2 protein-coding genes are annotated in these 1743 nt (G+C 64.8%); one reads left to right on the forward strand and one right to left on the reverse strand.

Annotated elements, in window-relative coordinates; all coding sequences use genetic code 11:
- Nucleotides 1-233: 233 nt before the first annotated feature.
- Nucleotides 234-1238, forward strand: coding sequence for a S66 peptidase family protein (locus ACWFR4_RS48700; RefSeq protein ID WP_453658405.1), 1005 nt, complete (start codon nucleotides 234-236; stop codon nucleotides 1236-1238).
- Between the two features lie 78 nt (nucleotides 1239-1316).
- Here the strand turns inward: ACWFR4_RS48700 and ACWFR4_RS48705 are convergent, their stop codons facing one another.
- The gene (locus tag ACWFR4_RS48705; RefSeq protein WP_453658407.1) at nucleotides 1317-1508 is read right to left on the reverse strand and encodes a hypothetical protein; all 192 of its coding nucleotides are present in this window, start codon (nucleotides 1506-1508) and stop codon (nucleotides 1317-1319) included.
- Nucleotides 1509-1743 lie beyond the last annotated feature (235 nt).

Genomic DNA, 1743 nt, shown 5'->3' on the forward strand with positions numbered 1-1743 from the left:
ACAAGCTCGTTGACATCCTTCACGTGACTATCAACGACCTTCACGACTCTGCGTCACCACCGAATGTGAGACAGGGCCGTTGATTGGACAGTCCCGGGCGTCTTGAAGTCCGGGTTTGCAGCTGACCGATTGACCGAATGACCGCCGTCTAAGGCCGCTTATTTTAGTGGTGGGCGCTGAGGGTGATCGGTAAATAGGTGGCATGTTGCTCAGGTGGCCGAAACACTGCCTCGGTGATCCCTACTGAGTTGCCTCAACTGCTGCGACCTCGTGCCCTGCAGCCCGGAGATCTCGTCGTTATCGCATCGCTGTCCGGGCCGCTTCATGCCCAGTACGAGCCCGACCTCGAGCAGGGGGTGGTCGTGCTCGAACGGATGGGATTCCGTGTACGCCGGGCCCCGCTGCTCGAAGCGGGGCGACACCGCTGGTGGAGCGCGGCGACCCCGGCGGAGATCGCCAAGGAGTTCAACGCTCTTCTGCGTGATCCTGAGGTGCGTGCCGTCATCGCGCACGACGGCGGCCAGACGGTGTTCGGCTACCTCGACCTGATTGACGTCGAGGCCATCAGGGCCGACCCCAAGCCGATCCTCGGCTATAGCGACATCTCACTGCTGCACCTTGTGCTTCACGCGCGCACAGGACTGGTCGGCTTCCATGCCGACTTGGCCACTCCTGGACTCGGCGGGCACTGGCAGGCCGCGCCCGCCGCGCGCCAAGCGGAACTCGAAAAGCTCTACTCGACGCTGCTGACCAGTACCCAGCCGATCGGTGCGCTGCCGACCACCCCCTCGTGGGAGTGCTGGCGTGCCGGTGGCGCTGAAGGTCAGTTGATCGGTGGGGTGATCAATCGGATCGCGCTGGCGCAGGCGACGCCTTACGCGCTGCCGCTCGAACGGTTCGACGGCGCGGTGCTGTTCTGGGAGGAGTTGGGTGGCCAAGCCGCGCATGTGTGGAGCTATCTCCAGGTGCTGCGGCACGCCGGCATCCTCGATCGCATCTCCGGCATGGTTGTGGGCATCCCGACCGCGATCGACGGACTCGACTCGCCCGACGCGTCGCCGACCCTGCGCGAGATAGTTCTCGACGTCCTCGGCGAGCGCGACATCCCCGTCCTGGGAAACGTCGAGGTCGGACACGCCGGACCGAATCTTCCCATGCCGGTTGGCATCCGCGTAGCTCTCGACGCGCAGCAGCGGACCTTGTCACTGCTCGAACCGGCGGTAGTCCGCTCACGGTGACCGGGCCGGGCGGCTTAGCAACGCGAACAGTCCGCATCTTCATAGGGCCTTCCCGTTGCCCACCGGGAGCGCTAAGGCTCAGGTGTTGGCCGCGCCACAGTGCAGGAGGTCGCCTTGTGGAAGCAGGTATCCGATGTCTCGTCTCTGTGGTAACTGCCCTGCCAGCGTGGATGCGTCGGTGCAACCAGAGACTTCGAAGCCGATCACCCCCAGGCTGACGGAGGCGTTCTTGAAAGTCTCGGTCCCGATGGCAGCCAGCCAGTCGTCCATCACGTTGGACGTCAACGACCCGGGACTGAAAGTCCCGGGCTTGCGCAACGGGCGCCACTGGCTGTGGTGCTGCGTTTGCGTCCTGTCCCACGCCCGGTTTTCTGGGGTGGGTCTGGGGCGGTTGACTGCACCCCGCATCTCCACAACTCTTCCGCACGGTGGCGGATGTTGCGGGAGCCGTTGCGGTCTGCGTGATCAACGAATCCGCAGGACCGGCATGCGAAGCGGGCCTGGG

The sequence above is a fragment of the Streptomyces sp. NPDC055140 genome, assembly GCF_053607285.1.